The organism is Streptomyces sp. SID8374, assembly GCF_009865135.1.
Taxonomy (GTDB): domain Bacteria; phylum Actinomycetota; class Actinomycetes; order Streptomycetales; family Streptomycetaceae; genus Streptomyces.
In genome coordinates this window covers 3,269,817-3,287,259 of the sequence record NZ_WWGH01000001.1, presented here as the reverse complement: position 1 = coordinate 3,287,259, position 17,443 = coordinate 3,269,817, and the positions used below count along the sequence as shown (strand labels likewise).

The 17,443-nt window shown below is 71.3% G+C and carries 16 protein-coding genes; 8 read left to right on the top strand and 8 right to left on the bottom strand.

The genetic code is table 11. The annotated features are described in order from the left end of the window. Nucleotides 1-88 precede the first annotated feature (88 nt). A complete protein-coding gene (locus tag GTY67_RS14645; RefSeq protein WP_093690355.1) occupies nucleotides 89-796 on the top strand; it encodes a VTT domain-containing protein in 708 nt (235 codons plus the stop codon). A gap of 105 nt (nucleotides 797-901) precedes the next feature. Here the strand turns inward: GTY67_RS14645 and GTY67_RS14640 are convergent, their stop codons facing one another. After that, complete coding sequence (locus GTY67_RS14640; RefSeq protein WP_093690357.1) at nucleotides 902-2,605, bottom strand: threonine/serine exporter family protein; 1,704 nt, start codon at nucleotides 2,603-2,605, stop codon at nucleotides 902-904. Between the two features lie 176 nt (nucleotides 2,606-2,781). Continuing rightward, a complete protein-coding gene (locus tag GTY67_RS14635; protein WP_018514302.1) occupies nucleotides 2,782-3,276 on the bottom strand; it encodes an inorganic diphosphatase in 495 nt (164 codons plus the stop codon). 86 nt (nucleotides 3,277-3,362) lie between these two features. Here GTY67_RS14635 and dacB point away from each other — a divergent pair, with 86 nt between their 5' ends. The 6 genes from dacB to folE all read left to right on the top strand — a co-directional run bounded on the left by dacB (nucleotide 3,363) and on the right by folE (nucleotide 11,015). Then, on the top strand, nucleotides 3,363-4,841 hold the full coding sequence (dacB, locus tag GTY67_RS14630; RefSeq protein ID WP_093690359.1) for a D-alanyl-D-alanine carboxypeptidase/D-alanyl-D-alanine-endopeptidase: 1,479 nt from the start codon (nucleotides 3,363-3,365) through the stop codon (nucleotides 4,839-4,841). Between the two features lie 82 nt (nucleotides 4,842-4,923). Next, nucleotides 4,924-6,060: a zinc-dependent metalloprotease gene (locus tag GTY67_RS14625; RefSeq protein ID WP_093690361.1), complete on the top strand. Its 1,137-nt coding sequence runs from the start codon at nucleotides 4,924-4,926 to the stop codon at nucleotides 6,058-6,060. Nucleotides 6,061-6,247: 187 nt separating this feature from the next. Continuing rightward, nucleotides 6,248-7,360, top strand: a complete 1,113-nt coding sequence (gene tilS / locus GTY67_RS14620) for a tRNA lysidine(34) synthetase TilS (protein WP_093690363.1) — start codon at nucleotides 6,248-6,250, stop codon at nucleotides 7,358-7,360. A 99-nt stretch (nucleotides 7,361-7,459) separates the two neighbouring features. Then, nucleotides 7,460-7,999: a hypoxanthine phosphoribosyltransferase gene (gene hpt, locus GTY67_RS14615; protein WP_003968263.1), complete on the top strand. Its 540-nt coding sequence runs from the start codon at nucleotides 7,460-7,462 to the stop codon at nucleotides 7,997-7,999. Between the two features lie 186 nt (nucleotides 8,000-8,185). Then, nucleotides 8,186-10,246 (top strand): ATP-dependent zinc metalloprotease FtsH, encoded by a 2,061-nt coding sequence (gene ftsH / locus GTY67_RS14610; protein ID WP_093690365.1) that lies wholly within the window; start codon nucleotides 8,186-8,188, stop codon nucleotides 10,244-10,246. A 163-nt stretch (nucleotides 10,247-10,409) separates the two neighbouring features. Next, nucleotides 10,410-11,015: a GTP cyclohydrolase I FolE gene (gene folE, locus GTY67_RS14605; protein WP_093690367.1), complete on the top strand. Its 606-nt coding sequence runs from the start codon at nucleotides 10,410-10,412 to the stop codon at nucleotides 11,013-11,015. 51 nt (nucleotides 11,016-11,066) lie between these two features. On the opposite strand, the gene GTY67_RS14600 is transcribed toward folE, so the two are convergent. The 6 genes from GTY67_RS14600 to GTY67_RS14575 all read right to left on the bottom strand — a co-directional run bounded on the left by GTY67_RS14600 (nucleotide 11,067) and on the right by GTY67_RS14575 (nucleotide 16,146). After that, nucleotides 11,067-11,558, bottom strand: a complete 492-nt coding sequence (locus GTY67_RS14600; protein WP_093690369.1) for a DUF3180 domain-containing protein — start codon at nucleotides 11,556-11,558, stop codon at nucleotides 11,067-11,069. A 154-nt stretch (nucleotides 11,559-11,712) separates the two neighbouring features. Continuing rightward, a complete protein-coding gene (gene folK / locus GTY67_RS14595; protein WP_161278986.1) occupies nucleotides 11,713-12,324 on the bottom strand; it encodes a 2-amino-4-hydroxy-6-hydroxymethyldihydropteridine diphosphokinase in 612 nt (203 codons plus the stop codon). Then, nucleotides 12,321-12,680, bottom strand: a complete 360-nt coding sequence (gene folB, locus GTY67_RS14590; protein WP_093690373.1) for a dihydroneopterin aldolase — start codon at nucleotides 12,678-12,680, stop codon at nucleotides 12,321-12,323. The genes folK and folB overlap by 4 nt, the downstream gene beginning before the upstream one ends. Before the next feature lie 280 nt (nucleotides 12,681-12,960). Beyond that, complete coding sequence (locus GTY67_RS14585; RefSeq protein WP_093690375.1) at nucleotides 12,961-13,434, bottom strand: nuclear transport factor 2 family protein; 474 nt, start codon at nucleotides 13,432-13,434, stop codon at nucleotides 12,961-12,963. Further along, on the bottom strand, nucleotides 13,431-14,228 hold the full coding sequence (gene folP, locus GTY67_RS14580) for a dihydropteroate synthase (RefSeq protein ID WP_176727474.1): 798 nt from the start codon (nucleotides 14,226-14,228) through the stop codon (nucleotides 13,431-13,433). Before folP ends, GTY67_RS14585 begins: the two co-directional genes overlap by 4 nt. Before the next feature lie 94 nt (nucleotides 14,229-14,322). Then, nucleotides 14,323-16,146 carry a phosphatidylglycerol lysyltransferase domain-containing protein gene (locus tag GTY67_RS14575; RefSeq protein WP_161278985.1) on the bottom strand — a complete coding sequence of 608 codons (1,824 nt, stop codon included), beginning with the start codon at nucleotides 16,144-16,146 and terminating at the stop codon, nucleotides 14,323-14,325. Between the two features lie 174 nt (nucleotides 16,147-16,320). On the opposite strand from GTY67_RS14575, the gene GTY67_RS14570 reads away from it, so the two are divergent. Continuing rightward, a complete protein-coding gene (locus tag GTY67_RS14570) occupies nucleotides 16,321-17,442 on the top strand; it encodes an alpha/beta hydrolase-fold protein (RefSeq protein WP_161278984.1) in 1,122 nt (373 codons plus the stop codon). Nucleotide 17,443: the final 1 nt, after the last annotated feature.

Genomic DNA, 17,443 nt, shown 5'->3' with positions numbered 1-17,443 from the left:
CCACTGGAACCAAGGGCGTTCACCGGGCGTTGATAGCTTGGGGCGGCCTGACAGAGCCCCCATCGCACACATCCTGGAGCCCGGACCCTTGAATACGCTTGCGCTCGGCCCGAGCTGGCTGGACCCGGACTATCTGCTCAATACGTTCGGCCTCCCCGGCCTTCTTCTCATCGTCTTCGCCGAGTCCGGACTCCTGATCGGCTTCTTCCTGCCCGGCGACTCCCTGCTGTTCACCACGGGGCTGCTGGTGACCACGGGACAGCTGAAGTACCCGCTCTGGCTCGTCTGCACGCTGATCGCCGTCGCCGCGATCGTCGGCGACCAGGTGGGCTATCTCTTCGGCCGCAAGGTCGGCCCGGCCCTCTTCAAGCGCCCGGACTCCCGCCTCTTCAAGCAGGAGAACGTGGAGAAGGCCCACGAGTTCTTCGAGAAGCACGGCCCGAAGTCGCTGGTCCTGGCGCGGTTCGTGCCCATCGTGCGCACGTTCACGCCGATCATCGCGGGCGTCAGCCGGATGAACTACCGCTCCTTCATCACCTACAACATCGTCGGCGCGATCCTCTGGGGCGTCGGCGTCACCGTGCTCGGCGCGCTGCTCGGCAAGATCGACTTCGTGCACGAGAACATCGAGATGATCCTCATCCTGATCGTGCTGATCTCGGTGGTGCCGATCGTGGTCGAGGTCCTGCGGGCCCGCAGCCAGGGCAAGAAGGCCGCCGCCGCCGAGGCGCTCGGCACCCCCGACGGCCCGCCGGCGCCCCCGGCCACCGGCCGCGGCCGCCACGCCAAGCGCTGACCCGCCTCCCGTACGTACGCGTACGGAGGATCTCCGTACGGCCACATACGGAAAGCGCCCCTCCCCGAGCTGCGGGGAGGGGCGCTCCGTACGTCGGGGCAGGCCCTAGAACCCCCTGGTCCGCTTCGCCGCCCGGCGGCTCGCCCCGCCGACCGCGCCCGGCACCCCCATGAACAGCCGCGAGATCTCGCTCCCCAGGTTCACCCCGATCGCGATGGCCAGCGCCGTCGCGACCGCCGTCGACAGCGAGGTCAGCCCCCGGGTCACATCGTTCTGCGCCACGCCCAGCAGACCGAAGTACGTCGCCGAACCGGGCAGCAGCGGACCGATTGCCGCCGTGATGTACGGCAGCGAGGAGGTGAACCGGTAGCGCGAGAACAACTGGCCGAACAGGCCCACCAGACCGGCCGCCACCGCCGTCGCCGCGACCGGCGAGATCCCCCCGGTCCGGGCCATCGCCCCGAAGATGATCCAGGCCACCCCGCCGTTCAGGGTGACGGCCAGCACGGTGGAGCGCTCCTGCTGGAGCAGCACCGCGAAGGCCAGACTGAGTGCCATCGACGCCAGGATCTGGAGCACCGGCCGGTCGTTGGGCACGAACTGCGCCTCGGGGTTGAGCGCCGCCCCCAGCTGCACCCCCAGGTACAGGACGATCAGCACGCCCGCGACGATCCCGATGAAGAAGTACATGACCTCCAGCAGCCGGGCGGAGGCGGTGATGTAGTAGCCGGTCAGCCCGTCCTGCACCCCCGCCACCAGCGCCCGCCCCGGCAGCAGCGCGAACAGCCCACCGGTGATCACCGCGGACGGGCGGATGTCCGTCGAATGGGTCAGCGTCAGCGCCACCCCCATCGCGGCGGGCGGCATCGCGGCCACCGTGAACTGGTAGAACTCCGGCAGCCCGCGCCCCGCGCACAGCCACGCCAGCCGGTCGCCGAGCATCGCGCCCGCCGCCGCCACGAAGAAGACCAGCGCCCCGCCGCCGACCAGCACGGAGGCCGAACCGGCCAGCAGCCCGGCGGCCGCCGTCAGCACCCAGCCCGGGTACGGGTGCCGGTTACGGCGGATCTCGGCCAGACGCCGGTAGGCCTCCTCCAGGGAGACCTCCGTGTCCTCGCTGGTGATGTCGTCGACCAGCCGGAAGACCGCCGCCAGCCGGGTGTAGTCGGTGCCCCGGCGGCGTACGGTACGGCTCGCCGTCACCGGGTCGTCGACCAGCGAGGGCTGGTGCGAGATGGACAGCAGCGTGAACGTGACGGTCGGCTCGCTGCGGTCCAGCCCGTACGAACGCGTCACCGCGAACATCGCCGCCTCGACGTCCTCGGCGCCCTCGCCGCCCGCCAGCAGCAGCTCCCCGATACGCAGCGTCAGGTCGAGGACGCGCGGCACGGCGGGACCCGTGTCGTCGTCGGTGCGCTGGATCGTCTCCGGGGCCGGGCGCTCGGTCACCGGCATCCGGAGCATCGTGCGCATCCGGTCCTGCCAGGGCGCCTCCTTGGTCAGCTTGACCATCGGAATGCCCTGCGCCGGGGTGAACGCGGGCGGCGCCGCCTGGGCGTTGTACGTGCGCGGCGGGGTGAAAGCGGAACTCAGCGTGTCCGAGTTCGGGCCGCCCGTGGAACCGCCGCCGGACCCCGCCGGACCGCTCGGCTCGGGGTGCACCCCGGTCGGGATCGCGAACTCCGACGTCGGATGGTCCTCCTCGGGCGGCGACACCGGCTGCATCGTCCCGGCAGGCGGGGCGAAAGCGCTCCTTGCCTCGTCGGACTGGGGCTTCTGGTCCTCAGGACCGCCCGATTCCGCCACCACTCGACCTCGCTCCTCCTCGGCTGATCTTCCGGGCGCACGTGTGCCCAGTATGGCCACCGACATGACCCCCGCATGACGAGGCGGTGCGCACAACGGAACGGGCGGCACACCGGTGAAGGTGTGCCGCCCGTTCGCGTACGGCCGTCCGGCTCACAAACGGAACCGGAATGGGTACGTCAGTGCTTGCCGCCCTGCGCCTCAAGACGCTTGTACGAGGCCTCGATCTCGGCCTCCGCCTCGGTACGGCCGACCCAGTCGGCGCCCTCGACGGACTTGCCCGGCTCCAGGTCCTTGTAGACCTCGAAGAAGTGCTGGATCTCCAGGCGGTCGAACTCCGACACGTGGTGGATGTCGCGCAGGTGCTCCACGCGCGGGTCCGACGCCGGGACACACAGCAGCTTGTCGTCGCCGCCGGCCTCGTCCGTCATCCGGAACATGCCGATGGCACGGCACTTGATGAGGCAGCCGGGGAAGGTCGGCTCGTCCAGGATGACCAGCGCGTCCAGCGGGTCGCCGTCCTCGCCGAGGGTGTTCTCGACGAAGCCGTAGTCGGCCGGGTAGCTGGTCGAGGTGAAGAGTCGACGGTCCAGGCGGATCCGACCGGTCTCGTGGTCCACCTCGTACTTGTTCCGCGAACCCTTCGGGATCTCGATGGTGACGTCGAACTCCACGGGTGGCTCCTCCATGATCAACACATACGACTGGTGGTTAAGTGTCCCCCACGCAGAAGAGTGCTCGCGAAAGGGGCTGGTCAACGGTGGCCGAGCCGGTGGAAGAACCGTCGAACCGCCCGTCGGACCCCTGGGGCCGGATCAAGAACCTGAAGAGCAAGCGCAACGGGTCCAACACCTGGCAGGTCGTCGCAGGCTCCGCCGTGCTCGGCCTGGTCGTGGCCACCGGCGCCGTCCTCGCCGCCGGTCCCTGGGACAACGGTCAGCGTAAGGCCGAGCGGCAGCTCGCAGCCGCCGCGGACCGCACAGGTGGCGTACATCACGGCCGTACGCTGCCCGGCGCCCCGGAACCGGCCCCCAGCGCCGCCGCCGTCCTCGGCGCCCTCGACACGGCCCACGCCCGTTCGGCCCCCCAGGACCCCGCGGGTCTGCGCACCGCCCTCGCCCCGCTCATCGGCGCACCCGAGCTGGGTACGGAGACGGCCGCCTCGGTCATCGACACCGCCACCGGCAAGCAGCTGTACGGGCGTGGCGCCACCACCCCGATGACCCCGGCCTCCACCGTCAAGATCGCCACCACCGTCGCGGCGCTCTCCGCCCTGGGCCCCGACCACCGCATCGCCACCACGGTCCGGCTCTCCGAGGACGCCCGCACCCTCACCCTCGTCGGCGGCGGCGACCCCACCCTGAGCCAGGCCGCCCTGACGTCCCTGGCGGCCTCCTCGGCCAAGGCCCTGGCCGAGGACGGCAAGGAGCCCGTACGGCTCACGTACGACACCTCCCGCTACACCGGCCCCGCACGCCACCCCATCGGCAAGAACCCCAACATCGCCCCCGTCACCGCCCTGATGGTCGACGAGGGCCGCCTCGACGACACGGACCGCGGCCCCGCCACCCGTACCGACGACCCGGCCGGGGACGCCGCCCGCGCCTTCGCCGCCCAGCTGGAGAAGGCGGGCGTCGAGGTCACCGGCGCGCCCCGTGAGGCCCGGGCGCCCGGCAAGGCCCGTACCGTCGCCACCCACCACTCCGCCCCGCTCTCCGCCCTCGTGGAGCGCACCCTCACCAACAGCGACAACGACATCGCCGAGGCCCTCGCCCGGCAGACCGCCATCGCCAAGGGCGAGAGCGCCGACTTCGCGGGCGCCCGCCGCGCCGTCACCGCCGAACTCAACAAGCTCCGGGTGCCCACCGCCGGAGCCCGCCTCGCCGACGGCAGCGGCCTCGACCGCAAGGGCCGCGTCACCCCCGCCCTTCTCACCACCCTCCTCGCCCGTGCCGCCGACCCCGAACGGCCCGGACTGCGCCCCGTCCTCACCGGCCTCCCCGTCGCCGGCTTCAACGGCACCCTCAGCAGCCGCTACCGGGACGACACCGGCGCGACCGGTCTGATCCGTGCCAAGACCGGCACCCTCAGCGGCGTCAACGCCCTCGCCGGAACCGTCGTCGACCCCCAGGGCCGGCTGCTCGCCTTCGCCTTCCTCGCCGCCGGCTCCACAGCGCCGTCCGCGGCCGAGTCCGCCCTCGACGCCCTGGCCGCCGCCCTCGCCGGACCGGGCGGCTGATCCCCGCCCCTTGCGGGCCCGCCGACCCGAAGGGCGGTGCAACACCCCACCATCGGGCGAGTCGCTCACGTACGGTTGACGCATGACGAGCATCGGTGGTGCAGAGATGGTCGACTGGAACCTCGCGGTCGCGACCGCGACCCGACTGGTGCGGCCCGGGCCCGAGATCAGCCGCGAGGAGGCCCGCGCCGTCGTCGCGGAGCTCCGGCGGCACGCCAAGGCCTCCGAGGAACACGTCCGCCTCTTCACCCGGATGATCCCCGAAGGGACCGAACCGGAGGACACCCCCGTCCTGGTCGTCGACCGGGCCGGCTGGATCAAGGCCAACGTCGCGGGCTTCCGCGAACTGCTGCGCCCCCTGCTCGCCAAGATGGAGAGCCGCCGCCCCGGCGGACCCGGCGGAGCCGTGCTCGGCGCGGTCGGCGGCAAGGTCACCGGCGTGGAGCTGGGCATGCTGCTCTCGTTCCTCGCCTCCCGCATCCTCGGCCAGTACGAGACGTTCGCCCCCGCCACCCGCGAGCTCCCCGGCTCCGCCGAGGGCGGCGGACGGCTGCTCCTGGTCGCGCCCAACATCGTCCACGTGGAGCGGGAACTCGACGTCGACCCGCACGACTTCCGGCTCTGGGTCGCCCTCCACGAGGAGACCCACCGCACCCAGTTCACCGGCGTCCCCTGGCTCCGCGACCACCTCCAGGGCGAGATCCAGACGTTCCTGGACGAGACCGACGTCGACCCGATGACCTTCCTGGAGCGGCTCCGCGAGGCCGCCCAGTCGCTGTCCGGCGCCGGTCGTCCCGAAGGCGAACGCGGCGACGACAGCGGCCGCAGCCTTGTCGACGTCGTCCAGACCCCCGCCCAGCGCGAGGTCCTCGGCCGCCTCACCGCCGTGATGTCCCTCCTGGAGGGCCACGCGGACTTCGTGATGGACGGCGTGGGCCCCGAGGTCGTCGGCTCCGTCGCCGAGATCCGGGAGAAGTTCCAGAAGCGCCGGGCCCAGGGCGCCGGCCGCCTCGACCAGGCGCTGCGCAAGCTGCTGGGCCTGGACGCCAAGCTCCGCCAGTACAAGGACGGCGAGAAGTTCGTACGATCGGTCGTCGAAGAGGTCGGCATGGACGGCTTCAACCGCGTCTGGACCTCGCCCAACACCCTCCCGACCAAGGCGGAGATCGCCAAACCCGCGGAGTGGGTCGCGCGGGTGCACCGCACGGCGGAATCGTGACCCTTCCCCGGCCCACGGCCGGGAAACTGCCCTCCAATCACCCATCCGAGGGACCATGAGGGCATGGGAAGGCGTGCAATGCTCGAAGGACAGCTTGCCTCTGTCACCATCGACGCACTCTGAGTGACGGGACTCCCGCGTTCCGGCGCTCGGCGCTCCTCCCGAACCTCCACGAAGGGCACCGGACATGGGTCCCCATCCTGCGGTCGCGGCGATACGCCTGGCGGTCCGCCGCGTACTCCACGACGTCCTCACCGAATTCCACCGGCACGACGGCCCCGGCCGCCCCGCCGAAGAGGCCCGGCGCACCGCGCCCGCCTCCCGCTACGCCGAAGCCGGTACGGCGGGCAGCAGCCCCCGCACCGCCGCCCTCCCCGAACGGCCCGCGGCCCCCCTGGTCCTCGTCGCCTGCTCCGGCGGCGCCGACTCCATGGCGCTCGCCTCGGCCCTCGCCTTCGAGGCCCGCAAACTCGACGTCCGGGCCGGCGGCATCACCGTCGACCACAACCTCCAGCCGGGATCCGCCCTCCGCGCCGCCGAGGTCGTCACCCGGCTCGCCGCCATGGACCTCGACCCCGTCGAGGCCGTCGCCGTGCACGTCGGACGCGAGGGCGGCCCCGAGGCCGCCGCCCGCGACGCCCGCTACGCCGCGCTGGACGCCGCCGCCGAACGCCACGGCGCCGCCGCCGTGCTCCTCGGCCACACCCGCGACGACCAGGCCGAGACCGTCCTCCTCGGCCTCGCCCGCGGCTCCGGCATCCGCTCGCTCTCCGGCATGGCCGCCGCCTCCGGACCCTCCGGCCGCTACCGCCGCCCCTTCCTCCAACTCGACCGGCAGACCGCCCGCAAGGCCTGCCTGGTCCAGTCGATCCCCGTCTGGGACGACCCGCACAACATCGACCCCGCCTACACCCGCTCCCGCCTCCGCCACGAGGGCCTGCCCGCCCTGGAGAAGGCCCTCGGCAAAGGCGTCGTCGAAGCCCTCGCCCGGACGGCCCAGCTCTCCCGCGACGACGCCGACGCCCTGGACACCTGGGCCGCCGAGGCGGAGCTCGCCGTACGCGACGAGACCGGCCAGCTGGAGTGCGCCAAGCTCTACGTCCTGCCGCCCGCGGTACGCCGCCGGGTGCTGCGCCGGGCCGTCATCGAGGCCGGTGCGCCCGCCGGCTCCCTCTTCGCCCGCCACCTCGAAGAAGTCGACCGCCTGATCACCGGCTGGCGCGGCCAGCGGGCCATCAACCTGCCCGGCCGCGTCGAGGCCCGACGGCAGGGTGGCAGACTGGTCATTCGGCAGAGCTGACGCGCGAGCGGCTGAAACGCAGGCGAACAGCCGGGCCGGGCCCGGGACGCACCCCGGGCCCGGCAGGCAGAGAAAGAGACGTGGGTGAACGAGAAGGACATGGGCACCGACCTTCAGTCGGTGCTCCTCACCAAGGAAGAGATCGACGCGAAGCTCGTCGAGCTGGCCGCGAAGATCGACGCGGAGTACGCGGGCAAGGACCTGCTGATCGTCGGCGTCCTCAAGGGCGCGGTGATGGTCATGGCGGACCTGGCGCGCGCGCTGTCCACCCCCGTCACGATGGACTGGATGGCCGTCTCCTCGTACGGGGCGGGCACCCAGTCCTCCGGTGTCGTCCGGATCCTCAAGGACCTGGACACCGACATCAAGGGCAAGCACGTCCTGATCGTCGAGGACATCATCGACTCGGGCCTGACGCTGTCCTGGCTGCTGTCCAACCTGGGCTCCCGGGAGCCGGCCTCCCTGGAGGTCTGCACCCTGCTGCGCAAGCCGGACGCCGCGAAGGTCGCGATCGACGTGAAGTGGATCGGCTTCGACATCCCCAACGAGTTCGTCGTCGGCTACGGGCTGGACTACGCGGAGAAGTACCGCAACCTCCCCTTCGTCGGCACGCTCGCCCCGCACGTCTACGGCGGCTGACCGGCGGGGAACCCTGGCCGCCCGCGGGCCGTTGAAGCTTCGAAAGCGGGTTTCTCCGCCGCACGCAGCGGTCGCGGGCCTCCTTGCTGGGGTACCGTCCGAAGAGCACTCTTTTCAAACAGAGCTTTCAAACACAGCAGCATTTACCTACGGGCAGGAGGGACGGGGCGTCTTCGCTCCGTATGGATGGACGTGAAGCGATACTTCCGTGGGCCGGTCATGTGGATCGTGCTGGCCGTCCTCGCCGTGGTCGTGTTGATGCAGGTCGTCGGCTCGTCGGGCGGCTACAAGACGGTGGACACCGCCAAGGTGATCCAGGCGATCAGCAAGGACCAGGTGGAGCAGGCCAAGCTGACCACCGGTGACGAACAGATTCTCAAGATCGAACTGAAGAAGGGCCAGAAGCTTGCCGGCGAGTCCGGCACCAAGTTCCAGGCGAGCTACATCGGCAACCAGGGCGTCCAGCTCGCCGACACGCTCCAGCAGAAGTTCGAGGCGGGTGACATCGAGAAGGGTTACACCGTCTCGCCGTCGAAGCAGTCCCCGTTCGTCTCGATCCTGCTCTCGCTGCTGCCCTTCGTCCTGATCGTCGTCGTCTTCCTGTTTCTGATGAACCAGATGCAGGGCGGCGGCTCCAAGGTCATGCAGTTCGGCAAGTCCAAGGCCAAGCTGATCACCAAGGACACCCCGAAGACGACCTTCGCCGATGTGGCGGGGTCCGACGAGGCGGTCGAGGAGCTCCACGAGATCAAGGAGTTCCTCCAGGAGCCGGCGAAGTTCCAGGCCGTCGGCGCCAAGATCCCCAAGGGCGTCCTGCTCTACGGGCCGCCCGGTACGGGCAAGACGCTGCTCGCACGCGCCGTCGCCGGCGAAGCGGGCGTGCCGTTCTACTCGATCTCCGGCTCCGACTTCGTCGAGATGTTCGTCGGTGTCGGTGCCTCCCGGGTGCGCGACCTCTTCGAGCAGGCCAAGGCGAACGCCCCGGCGATCGTCTTCGTCGACGAGATCGACGCCGTCGGCCGGCACCGCGGTGCGGGCATGGGCGGCGGGCACGACGAGCGCGAGCAGACGCTCAACCAGCTGCTCGTCGAGATGGACGGGTTCGACGTGAAGGGCGGGGTCATCCTGATCGCCGCCACGAACCGCCCCGACATCCTCGACCCGGCCCTCCTGCGCCCGGGACGCTTCGACCGGCAGATCGCGGTCGACCGCCCCGACATGCAGGGCCGGCTGGAGATCCTCAAGGTCCACCAGAAGGGCAAGCCCGTCGCGAAGGACGTCGATCTCGGCGCCGTCGCCCGCCGCACGCCCGGCTTCACCGGTGCCGACCTGTCGAACGTGCTGAACGAAGCCGCGCTCCTGACGGCGCGCAGCGACAAGAAGCTCATCGACAACGAGTCTCTCGACGAGGCCATCGACCGCGTCGTGGCGGGCCCGCAGAAGCGGACCCGGATCATGTCCGAGAAGGAGAAGAAGATCACCGCGTACCACGAGGGCGGACACGCCCTGGTCGCGGCGGCTTCCCCCCAGTCGGACCCGGTCCACAAGATCACGATCCTCTCCCGCGGCCGCGCCCTCGGTTACACGATGGTGCTCCCGGAGGAGGACAAGTACTCCACGACGCGCAACGAGATGCTCGACCAGCTGGCATACATGCTGGGCGGGCGCGCGGCCGAGGAGCTGGTCTTCCACGACCCGACCACCGGCGCCGCCAACGACATCGAGAAGGCCACGGCGACGGCCCGCGCGATGGTCACGCAGTACGGCATGACCGAGCGGCTCGGTGCGATCAAGTTCGGCGGCGACAACTCCGAGCCCTTCCTGGGCCGTGAGATGGGCCACCAGCGCGACTACTCGGAAGAGGTCGCCGCGCTCGTGGACGAAGAGGTCAAGAAGCTCATCGAGAGCGCCCACAACGACGCGTGGGAGATCCTCGTCGAGAACCGCGACATCCTCGACGCCCTCGTGCTCGAACTCCTGGAGAAGGAGACGCTCAACAAGGACGAGATCGCGGAGATCTTCGCCCCGATCGTCAAGCGTCCCGCCCGCCCGGCGTGGACCGGCTCCGCCCGGCGCACCCCGTCGACGCGGCCTCCGGTGCTCTCCCCGAAGGAGCTGGCCCTCACCAACGGCGCTTCCACCGCCAACGGCTCGGCCACCCCTCCGGAGATCGCCCCGACGACGGACCTCACCAAGGACATCGCCCCCTCCACGGAGGCGATCCCCGAGGACCGTCCCGAGAGCTAGACCCGCACCGCACCCGGTGAGACCTCCGTCACGGGGCCCTCACCAGGTCCGGAATGGATGCCGCGCCCCCCAGGTTTTAGCCTGTGGGGGCGCGGCTTTTCCGTATGCCTGCGGATGTTCCGTGCGAACCGCGCACGGGGCAGCACAGAGGAACGAGGCACAGATGACCGACCCGGTGACACTGGACGGCCAGGGATCGATCGGCGAATTCGACGAGAAGCGGGCCGAGGCGGCCGTACGCGAACTGCTCATCGCCGTCGGAGAGGACCCGGACCGCGAGGGCCTGAGGGAGACACCGGGGCGGGTGGCGCGGGCGTACAAGGAGATATTCGCGGGCCTGTACCAGCAGCCCGAGGATGTCCTGACGACCACGTTCGACCTGGGTCACGACGAGATGGTGCTGGTCAAGGACATCGAGGTGTTCAGCACCTGTGAGCATCACCTGGTGCCGTTCAGGGGCGTCGCGCACGTCGGCTACATCCCGGCCTCCACCGGCAAGATCACCGGCCTGTCCAAGCTGGCCCGGCTGGTGGACGTCTACGCCCGCCGCCCGCAGGTCCAGGAGCGGCTGACGACCCAGATCGCCGAGTCCCTCATGTCGATCCTGGAGCCGCGCGGGGTCATCGTCGTCGTCGAGTGCGAGCACATGTGCATGTCCATGCGCGGCATCCGCAAGCCTGGCGCGAAGACCCTCACCTCGGCGGTGCGCGGCCAGCTCCGCGACCCCGCGACGCGCGCCGAGGCGATGAGCCTCATCATGGCGCGCTGACACGGTCCGACGGCCGGCTCCGCGAACCCGGCGGCACGGGGCGGCACCGCCCTAGGCGGTGGCCGTTCCCGTGCCGTCGTGGTTTTCGTCGCCGTCCTCCGGGAGGCGGCAGACGCGTTCCAGGAAGAAGGCGGCCGCGATGACTCCGATGCCCGCCACCACCGCCGCGCCCGCGTAGATGGCCTGGTCGCGGCGGGGCGGGATGTCGAGGAAGCTGAGCAGGAAGACGCCCGTGCCGCCGTACATCCCGGCGACCAGGGCGGTGACCAGGGCGCTCGCCTGGCCGAAGACGACCGCCCTGGCCGCCATCAGGGGTTCGACGCCCTTGGCGCCGGGGCGGCGTTCGCGCTGGGCGCGGAGGCGGGTGCGGATGGAGAGTGCGGTGGCCAGGAGGATCACCGCGATCACGGCGAGCACGATGGAGGCGGCCAGCGGGACGCTCGGGAGGGTGCCGAGGGAGTCCCAGAGGCGGGCGCCGCCCCAGGAGAGGACGCCGGCGGCGGTGAAGAGGCCCGCCAGTACCCCGAGCCGTAGTTGCTTCACCGCGTGAGCCGCCCTTCGTCGCCTGTTCCCGAGCTTGCCTGTTCGTGAGCCCGTGAGCCCGTGAGCCCGTGAGCCCGTGAGGGCTGAGGTCGTGTGTCCTCAGCCCGTGGCCCGAGCCCGCCTGTTCTGAGCTCGTGCCCGTCGAGCCTAACGATTACTCCGGCAGGCGCAGTTCCAGGTCGGCGCGGGGCTGGACGCCTTCGCGGCCGACCCCGGCGAGCAGCTCCGCGACCGGGCCGGCGCCCGGGAGCTGGGCCTCGGGGTCCACGTCGTGCCAGGGGGCCAGGACGAAGGCCCGCTCGTGGGCGCGGGGGTGGGGGAGGGTGAGCACCGGGTCGTCGGAGAGGACGTCGGCGTACGACACGATGTCGACGTCGATCGTGCGCGGGCCCCACCGCTCCTCGCGGACCCGGTCGAAGGCCTCCTCGACCGCCTGGCCGCGCTCCAGCAGGGAGGCGGGCGGCAGCGTCGTCTTCACGAGGATGACCGCGTTGAAGTACGACGGCTGGCTGTCGGCCGCGACGCCCCAGGGCTCCGTCTCGTAGACCGGGGAGACGGCCTTGACCCGCAGGCCCGGGGTGTCCTCCAGCGCGTCGACGGCGCCCTGGAGGGTCTCCAGCCGGTTGCCCAGGTTGGAGCCGAGGGCGATCACGGCCATCTTCGGGTTGGAGAGGGTGATGTCGGCGGCGTCCACCTGCTTCACGACGGCGGTGGGCACCGGCTGGACGGTCGGGTCGCTCTGCCCCTCGGTGGAAAAAGCGGTCATGCTCGGCTCCGGGTGATGGTGATGGTCACGTCGTCGAAGGGGACGGTGATCGGTGCGTCCGGCTTGTGCACCACCACCTCGACCTCCTGGACACCTTCGTGCTTCAGGCACTGCTGGGCGATGCGCTCGGCGAGCGTCTCGATCAGGTCGACCGGCTCGCCCGTCACCACCTCGACGACCTCCTCGGCCACCACGCCGTAGTGCACGGTGCGGGCCAGGTCGTCGGTGGCTGCCGCGGGGCGGGTGTCGAGGCCGAGCACCAGGTCGACGATGAAGGTCTGGCCCTCTTCCCGCTCCCGGGGGAAGACGCCATGGTGCCCACGGGCCTTGAGGCCGCGCAGCGCGACACGATCCACGCGAATCACTCCTGCTGTCGTTGGTCCAAGAGGCACCCGGCCGCGTGCGGGCGGCGAGATGCCTTCTTTCGAATCTACCTGCGAGCACCGACAGTGCTCGCCCGTGGGGGCTATGGACAGCGCCTCACGGGGCTGGTAGCCGCCCATACCCCGCGGTCGTGGATCCCAACCCCTGTCGGGCCTCCGCCCACTCGGGAGGGTGGTCCCCGTCCTCAGGCCCGCGTCCTCAGGTCCGCGTCCTTCAGGCCCCGCCCTCAGACCCCGTCCTCAGACCCCGCCCTCAGGAGGACGGTTCCTCGTCGTCGTCCTCGTCGCTCTCCGCCAGGACGGGCGAGCCGTGGTGGGACCAGAGCTTCCACCCCTCGGGGGTGCGCCGGAACACGTTCGTGGCGACGACCAGCTGGCCCACCAGCGGCCCCAGCGCGTTGCCCTCCTCGGCCGGGCCGCCGCTGAGGATGTTCTCGGTGCAGGTGACCAGGGCGGTGTCGCCGGTCATCGCGACGTTGACGTCGGTGAGGAAGAACTGGATGTACTCGGTGTTCGCCATGATCAGGGCGTAACTGCGCAGCACGTCGCCCCGGCCCGTGAGCACCGGCCACCCCGGGTGGACGCAGGAGACGGTGAGGTCCTCGCCCGGCAGCCACCGGTCGGAGAGGGCTTCGTGGTCGCCGCGTTCCAGCGCCTCGTAGAAGGCGGTGTTGGCCGCCTCGACCTCCGCGATGTCGGCGGCGGCCGCCGCGTGGTCCTCGTTCACGCGGCTCCCTCGACGGCGCGCGCGACCCGTACCGCGTCGGCGGTGGCCCGCACCTCGTGGACGCGGACCGCCCAGGCCCCGGCCCGGGCGGCGAGGGCGGAGACGGCCGCGGTCGCCGCGTCACGTTCGCGGGCGGGCGGCAGGGAGGCGCCGGGGCCGGCCAGCACATGGCCGAGGAAGCGTTTGCGGGAGGCGGCCACCAGCAGCGGGCGGCCCAGCGCGTGCAGCTCCTCCAGGTGCGCGACGAGGGCCAGGTCATGGGGGGCCAGCTTCGCGAAGCCGAGGCCGGGGTCGATCACCACACGGTCCGGGTCGAGTCCGCCCGCGACCACCGCGTCCATCCGCTGCCGCAGCTCCGCGAGGACTTCGGCGACCACGTCCTCGTACACCGCAAGGCTGTTCATGGACTCGCTGAAGCCGCGCCAGTGCATCACGACGAACGGCACCTCGGCGGCGGCGACGGCCGGGATCATGTCCGGGTCCGCGAGGCCCCCGCTCACGTCGTTGACCAGGACGGCCCCGGCGGCGACGGCCTTCTCGGCGACGCGGGCGCGCATGGTGTCCACGGAGACGGTGACGCCCTCGGAGGCCAGCCCCTTCACGACGGGGATCACCCGCCGCAGCTCCTCCGACTCGTCCACCCGGCTGGCGCCCGGGCGGGTCGACTCACCGCCGACGTCGACCAGGTCGGCGCCCTCGGAGACCAGGTCGAGGCCGTGCTTGACCGCGGCCGTGGTGTCGAACCAGCGGCCCCCGTCGGAGAAGGAGTCGGGCGTCACGTTGACGACCCCCATGACCGCACAGCGGTCCCACTCCGGCAGCCCTCGGACCGTGCCCCGCGCGCGTGACGTACTCATACCTCCAGCCTATGGGGTACGGGCGGGGCGCCTACGCCGCGCTCACCTCGTGCTCCTGGGCGCTGCGCAGGGTGTGGCCGCACGGGCGGGGGCCGCGGGAGCGGAAGGGGCGGGGCAGCGAGAAGTTCACGAACCCCTCGGCCTGCATCGCCGCGATCCCGATGCGGGGCAGGTCGCGGCTGGTGCGGAAGACCACGAAGCGGGGCTCCCAGCGCGGCTTGAACTTGGCGTTGAACTTGTACAGCGACTCGATCTGGAACCAGCGCGAGAGGAAGATCAGCAGCCCGCGCCAGCAGCGCAGCACCGGCCCGGCGCCCAGCCGCTCGCCCCGTGCCAGCGCCGAGCGGAACATCGCGAAGTTCAGCGAGACCCGCTTGACGCCGAGCTTCCCGGCGGCCTGGAGCGAGGCGACGATCAGCAGCTCGTTCATGCCGGGGTCGGCCGAGCGGTCGCGGCGCATCAGCTCCAGGGACATTCCGTCGCGCCCCCACGGGACGAAGTGGAGTACGGCCTTCAGGTCGCCGTGCGGTCCGTCCTCGGAGCCGGGCAGATGGGCGGTGGCGATCACGCAGTCGCCGTCGGCGGGGTCGCCGATCCGGCCGAGCGCCATGGAGAAGCCGCGCTCGGTGTCGGTGCCGCGCCAGTCGGCGGCGGCCCGGCGGATCCGCTCCAGCTCGGTGGCGCCGATGTCACGTGCTCGCCGGACCCGGGTTTCGTAGCCGTTGCGTTCGATGCGCCCCACCATCTGGCGTACGTTCCGCATGGCCCGCCCGGCGAGGGAGAAATCCGCGACGTCCACCACCGCCTCGTCGCCCAGCTCCAGGGCGGTGAGCCCGGTCTCGCGGGTCCAGACCTCGCCGCCGCGCTCGCTGCACCCCATCACGGCCGGGGTCCAGGAGTGGGCCTTCGCCTCGTCCATGAACCGTTCGATGGCGCCCGGCCAGGCCTCCACGTCGCCGATGGGGTCACCGCCGGCCAGCATCACCCCGGAGACGACCCGGTAGCAGACGGCGGCCTTGCCGCTGGGGGAGAAGACGACGGCCTTGTCGCGGCGGAGCGCGAAGTGGCCGAGCGAGTCGCGGCCGCCGTGGGTCGCCAGCAGCGCCCGCAGCCGGCTCTCGTCGTCCTCGGTGAGGCGGGCGGCCGGGTGTTCGGGGCGGAAGGCGAGGTAGACGGTGGTGACGGCGGTCAGCAGGCCGAGCGCGCCGAGCGAGTACGCCACGGTCCAGCTGGTCCGCCCCGCGTAGTCGACGGGGCCCTCCACGCCGAACAGGCCGTACAGCACGTGCTGGAGTCGGTCCGCGATGGACGGGTCGCCGACGACGCGGCCGGGGTGGACGGAGACGATGACCAGCCCGAGCGCCAGCGAACTCGCCCCGAGCAGGATGAAGTTGGCCAGCGCCCGCCAGCGGCTGCGCGGGTCGGGCAGGGCCCGGAACTGGTCCCGGTGGCGCACCAGCAGATAGCAGAGCGTCAGGGAGACCAGGACGCCGATGACGGAGTGGCGGTACGCGAACTGCGCCACGGCCCCGGCAGGCAGCAGCACCACAGCCGCCCGCCAGGCCCGCCGCTTGTGCCGCTTCAGCCCGTGCGCGAGCAGGAGCAGCAGCACACCCGCGCTCAGCGAGAGCGCGGCGGCGAACGGCCCGAGCGCCCCGGGGAGCACCTCGGCGAGGGTGTGCATCCGACTGTGCCGGAAGCGGGGGAAGACTCCTGCCGTGACGTCGATCAGCCCGACGACGGTGCAGGCGGTGCCGACGACGGCCGGTACGGATTCGGGGCGCGGGCCGCGCAGAGCCCGTCGCACACGTTGCGGAACCGACACCGATTTATCCCCATCTACCGTGACAGACATCGCTTCCGTGGCTCCAGATGAGTTTTCAGGTTGGTGAGTCCGTCGGCCGTGGCCGTTCCGGACGATGTGCTCCCTCTAGGACGGGGGTTGCGTGTCCAGGGTTCATTCACATTCCGGAAATTTCCGCCGGGAAGCGCGGAGAAAACACAGAGAATACGCGGAGAAAGCTCACTCATGGGTCTCACCAGCAAGGTAGTTCTCGCGGGCGTGGCGGGCGCCGCCGTGGCGCTGTTCGCGGCCACGGTCTGGCTCTGGCCACGCCTGGCCCGACGGAGCGCCGCCGCTGTGACGGGCCGGGTCGGACTGCTGCTGACGACCCAGCTGACGCTGTTCGCCGCGGTCGGCCTGGCCGCCAACAACGCGTTCCTCTTCTACGGTTCCTGGGCCGACCTCTTCGGCCAGAAGCAGGAGCTGGGCGTGGTCACCGACCACGCGAGCGGGGAGCCGGGCTCGCGGCACATGACGCGGATCGGCACCCAGCGGCCGGACGTGCCGGGCGGCGGGGTGCCGGCGGCGGGCGGGCGGATCGACAAGGTGGTGGTCTCCGGGCGGCTCTCGGGCATCGAGTCACCGGCGTACGTCTATCTGCCCCCGGAGTATTTCCAGAGCGCCTACGCGAAGCGGTCGTTCCCGGCGGTGGTGGTGCTGACCGGTTATCCGGGGACCGCGGAGAACCTTCTCAAGGGGCTGCGTTATCCCCGGACGGCGCACGAGCGGGTGAAGGCGGGCAAGGCGCAGCCGATGATCCTGGTGATGCTGCGGCCGACGGTGGCCCCGCCCCGGGACACCGAGTGCGTGGACATCCCCAAGGGGCCGCAGACGGAGACGTTCTTCGCGAAGGACCTCCCGGAGGCGATCACGCAGTCGTACCGGGTCGGGAAGGAGGCCCGCAACTGGGGGATCATCGGCAACTCCACGGGCGGCTACTGCGCGTTGAAGATCGGGCTGCACCACTCCGACCGGTACGCGGCGAGCGCCGGGCTCTCCGCGTACTACAAGGCCGCCGAGGACCCGACGACCGGCGACCTGTTCCAGGGAGACCAGGCACTGCGGGACCGGGCCGACCTGATGTGGACGCTGGAGAACCGGCCGCCGCCCGGCGGTTCGTTCCTGGTGACGACGTCACGGCAGGGCGAGGGGAACCTGAAGAGCACGATGAAGTTCATCGACAAGGTGAAGGCGCCCGCCGAGGCGTCGTCGATCGTGCTGGACAGCGGCGGGCACAACTTCACGACCTGGCGGCGGGAGATCCCGTCGGCCCTGGAGTGGCTGAGCATGCGGCTCAGCGCGCAGTGAC